The 4,314-nt window shown below is 64.9% G+C and carries 6 protein-coding genes; 4 read left to right on the forward strand and 2 right to left on the reverse strand.

Translation table 11 applies throughout. The features are described from left to right. On the reverse strand, positions 1-225 hold a 225-nt coding region (locus tag EA346_RS11995), incomplete at its 3' end, for a hypothetical protein (protein WP_296758892.1). Between the two features lie 45 nt (positions 226-270). Between EA346_RS11995 and EA346_RS12000 the strand changes: the two genes are divergently transcribed. From EA346_RS12000 to EA346_RS12015, 4 genes are all read left to right on the forward strand, one after another. Next, complete coding sequence (locus tag EA346_RS12000) at positions 271-543, forward strand: hypothetical protein (RefSeq protein ID WP_296758895.1); 273 nt, start codon at positions 271-273, stop codon at positions 541-543. 20 nt (positions 544-563) lie between these two features. Then, positions 564-1,688 (forward strand): AbrB family transcriptional regulator, encoded by a 1,125-nt coding sequence (locus EA346_RS12005; protein ID WP_296758897.1) that lies wholly within the window; start codon positions 564-566, stop codon positions 1,686-1,688. 84 nt (positions 1,689-1,772) lie between these two features. Further along, positions 1,773-2,327: an MOSC domain-containing protein gene (locus EA346_RS12010; protein WP_296758899.1), complete on the forward strand. Its 555-nt coding sequence runs from the start codon at positions 1,773-1,775 to the stop codon at positions 2,325-2,327. 68 nt (positions 2,328-2,395) lie between these two features. Further along, positions 2,396-2,692 (forward strand): hypothetical protein, encoded by a 297-nt coding sequence (locus EA346_RS12015; protein ID WP_296758902.1) that lies wholly within the window; start codon positions 2,396-2,398, stop codon positions 2,690-2,692. A 327-nt stretch (positions 2,693-3,019) separates the two neighbouring features. Here EA346_RS12015 and EA346_RS12020 read toward each other — a convergent pair whose 3' ends face one another. Next, positions 3,020-3,934 carry an AraC family transcriptional regulator gene (locus tag EA346_RS12020; RefSeq protein WP_296758903.1) on the reverse strand — a complete coding sequence of 305 codons (915 nt, stop codon included), beginning with the start codon at positions 3,932-3,934 and terminating at the stop codon, positions 3,020-3,022. Positions 3,935-4,314: the final 380 nt, after the last annotated feature.

Consider the following 4,314-nt stretch of genomic DNA (forward strand, 5'->3'; position numbering starts at 1 on the left):
GAGCCCGTTGTAGATACTGAAAACAAAGAACACCAGGGCGACGATGACGCCCAGCACGATCAGCAGTTCCATGGTCGATCCCCCGGCAATATGTCGTGAAGGCGGCGCCATGGTAACCGATTGGCGGGGAATTCCTGTAGCTGCAGGGAGTGCGGGAGCGTAGAGGCGGGCGTGGCCGTGACTTTCACACTCGTAAAGAACGGGCTCGGATCCGGGATCGTTCAATCCGCTAACCTGACTGCAAACCATACCTGCTCGAGAACGCATGACATGAACGATCTCCCGCCCGGCCGACTCGTAGTCCATTTCTACCCGTCGCTCCAAGACTGGCGGTCCAGGATTGCCGACGTGCCCTGCCTCTGGTTCCAAGACGAGGACGACGCGAGGCTTTGCGTGCGCACGCATGACCTGGAGCGTTTCGGACTCGCCGTCCTGATCCGCGGCGAGGAGGTCGTCGGCTTCTACATCCGGCCGCCCGATGACCCGACGCTGATGCGCCAGGAACGGGTCGAGATCCCAATCCCGTCGCGGCCTGACGACTGAGCCCACCCAAAGGCAGCCGGATGTTCGGAAAGCAACTGTTCGGCCCACTGCCGGCCCTCAGCGATGACGTCGGCAAGCCGCTGCGACCGACGCTCTCGCGGACCGTGGCCGGTCTCGGCATCGGCATCACCGGCGGGGCGCTGTTCGCGTGGGCAGGGGCCCCGCTCGCTTGGATGCTGGGCGCGCTGATCACCGTCACCCTGGCAAGTCTTGCCGGCGCCCGCCTGGCGATCCCATCGCCGCTGCGCACGGTGATGATTGCGGTGCTCGGCGTCATGCTGGGCTCCGCGTTCACCCCGGAGATCACCGGGCACATCGCCGCCTGGAGCGGCGCGGTGCTGGTGCTGCTCGGTTTTCTGGTGGTGACCATGGCGCTGGCGGTGGCGTTCTTTCGCTTCGGCGTGGGCATGGATCGGGTTACCGCCTATTTCTCCGGCGCACCGGGCGGCATCACCGAGATGGCGCTGGCGGGCGAGGCTCACGGCGCCGACAGCCGCGTCATCACCCTGATGCACGCCACCCGGATCCTGGTCATCGTCGCCGTGATCCCGTTCTATTTTCGCGTTCTCGGGGGCATCGATGTCCCTACCCTGCCGCCCGACGCGGCCAGCCTGCTGGACACACCGGTGTTCGACGGGATCCTGATGGCTGGTTGCGGGGTGCTCGGATACGGGCTCGCCCGACTCCTGCGGTTGCCAGCCGCAGCACTGGTCGGCCCCATGCTGCTCAGCGCAGGCGTGCACATGGCCGGCTGGACCGCCGCCACCCCCCCGTTCGAACTCATCGCCGCCGCCCAGGTGGTGGTCGGGACCGCACTGGGAGCGCGCTTCGCGGGGGTGACCCTGCGCCGCGTCTGGCCGTACCTACTGGTCGGTGCGGGCTCCGCGTTGATCATGCTGGCCATGTCGTGGCTCGCGGCGATCCTGTTCGCGGAACGGGTGGGCGTCGATCCGATGGCACTGATGCTGGCCCTGGTGCCGGGCGGCCTGGTGGAAATGGGGCTGATCGCACTGTCGCTCGATATCGATACCGCGATGGTCTCGACCCTGCACGTACTGCGTATCGCCGCGATCATGCTCGCCGCACCGCTCGCCTTTACCCTGCTGGATCGCTACGCCCGGCGCCGCTGGTCCCGGCAGCATTAGGGCGCCCTGACGTGCAGCCGCAGCGCGCGAAAGCAACCTTCCGGGAGGCGCACCGACACGAAAAAACATGCGTATCCTTGGCCCATGACTCCATCCCATCCCGCTGCCACGCCCGACCTGCGAGCATTGTGCAATCAGTTTCCCCGTCCCGGGCGTCTGGATCGCATCCTCCTGCGCGCGGAGCGGCGGGGAACCCTCGAGAACGCGCACGAGGCACTCGCCATTGCCGATCGCGGACTCCAGGGGGATCACCAGGCGGAAGCGAAAGCGCGCCGCAGCGGACCCAGCAAGCGCCAGATCACGCTCATCCAGGCCGAACACCTGCCCGTGGTCGCGGCGCTGACCGGTCATTCACGCATCGATCCGGCGATGCTGCGCCGCAACCTGGTGATCTCCGGGATCAACCTGCTCGCGGCAGGCACGTTGTTCGCCGATTCACCACTCGTGCTGTGCATTGGCACCGAGGTCCAGCTCGAAGTCACGGGACCCTGCGAACCCTGTTCCCGCATGGAAAGCACGCTGGGACCGGGCGGCTACAACGCCATGCGCGGTCACGGTGGAGTCACCGCGCGGGTATTGGCCGGAGGTATCCTTCGCGTTGGCGACGAGGTCACGGTGCTTCCCCGCAGCGCACTCTGAGACGCAGCCGAAGCGTGGCGCTTCGTGGCACAATCCGGGCGGCAACCGCCGGTTCCAGGAACAGATCCATGCCCCGCGCCCGCAGCATCCCGGCCCGCATCGTCACCGGCTTCCCCGCCTTCCTCGCCCGCTACTTCGGCTGGCTCGCACTGACCGGGCTGGTGACTCTCGGCGGTGGCACCGTCATCATGCTGTTCAAGGAATGGTCCCTGCTCACGATTCTCGCATCACAGCTCGTATGGCCCCGCCTCATGCTCGCCATGCTGATCGCAATCCCCATCGCCCTGTTCCCCATAAGCCGCTTCTATTTCATCAGCGCCATCCTCGGCGGCCTCTCCTACCACCTCCTGCTCCTCCTCCTCTAAAACCCACCCCACGGGGTCCAAGCCACCCCACGGGGTCGGACCAAGCCAACACATTGATCCTTCACGTTATTGATCCCAAAAACCACCTCCAATAAGCCCTTAGAGGCCCATTTTTAGCAGCAAAAACGAGGCCCTAAGGGCGAACCCTGCTGCACACCTTCCGGTTGCTCATGTGCTTTGAACCATCGCCGGCGAACTCGATCCTTTCGCTTAGGCAATCGCTTTTCGGGGTAAAAATAGCCGTATAAGGCGCCAATCCACCCGATTCCGAGCCTGTTTTTTCATCTCGAACAACCGCTTGGCTTGGTCCGACCCCGGGGTTCCTGCTTACGCAGCAGGCCCGGGTGTGGAGGGCGGGCGCTCCTGGCGCAGGCGTCGGTATGTGCTGGGGGGCAGGCCGGTAGCCTGGCGGAAGTGGCGGACGAGTTGTTGCGGCGAGTAGCCCGTGGCCATCGCGATCGCGGTGATTGACAACGCCGTGCGCTCCAACAGTTCACGCGCCCGCTGGATGCGCAGCCGGGTCAGGTAGCGATGCGGCGGGTGGCCGTGAGTCTCGCGGAAGGCTCGGGAGAAATGCCAGGGCGAGAGGTCGCAGATGGCGGCAAGCTCGGCGAGCGTGATGCGTTGGTCGAGGTGGGTTTGCATATAATCGACAACCCGCGCCGACTGGTGCGGGGCGAGTCCGCCACGCAGATCATCGGCTTCGGTGCGTTGATCGGACAATCGCGCCAGACGGATCACCAGTGCGCTCATCATGCTATCCACGAAGAGCCGGGCGGCGGGATCGCCGCGACCCAGCTCCTGCCACAGGAGATCCAGCCCCTGAGCGATCAGCGGGTCGCCATGATGGCAGGTGTGGACGAGGCCGAAATCCAGCGGGTCGTCGGCATCGCGCTCCAGGCAGGCGCAGGCCAACTCGCCGGGAACCCCCATGAACCGCAGGTTCGCGGGGTCGGCTACTTCGCACCAGGGCGAGACGCCCGGGGCGACAGCCACGAAATCCATCGGTTGGGTTTGTCCGGAGAAGCGCCCTGCACCGAGATCGCAGACATAGCGAAACGGGCGGCCGACGGATTGACTCAGCATGAGGTCGCTGACCGCCGGCACCTCGAAGGTTCCGGGCGGCTGCGAGCTTTCCAGCATCGCGATGGGCACACTCGGGGCCTCACGCGCCTCCTGCAGACGCGGCACCCGGCGCCCCCGGACGTAAGACCTCAGAATGTTCGACTGTCTCTGCGGCATTTTCTTCACCCCGCAGGACTTGTATAGGCCACCCGCGTGCGGAGCGCGAGGGCGTACTCCCCCCAGCGGGGTAGCCCCCCAAGCGGGGTCGGACCAAGCCAACACGTTGATCTTTCTCGCTATCGATGCAGAGACCACCTCCAAAAAGACCTTAGGTCCCATATTTTGGTAGCAAAAACGAACCCCTAAGAGCGAACCCCTGCTGCGCGCATTCGAGTTGCGCATGGATCTGAACCATGGCCGGCGAATTCGATCCCTTCGCTTAGGTACCCCTTTTGGGGGTGAAAAATAGCCGTATAAGGCCCTAATTCACCCGGTTTCGGACATGTTTTTTCATGCCCAACAACAGCTTGGCTTGGTCCGACCCTGGGTTGGCCCGG

The organism is Thioalkalivibrio sp., from assembly GCF_007692535.1.
Classification (GTDB): domain Bacteria; phylum Pseudomonadota; class Gammaproteobacteria; order Ectothiorhodospirales; family Ectothiorhodospiraceae; genus Thioalkalivibrio.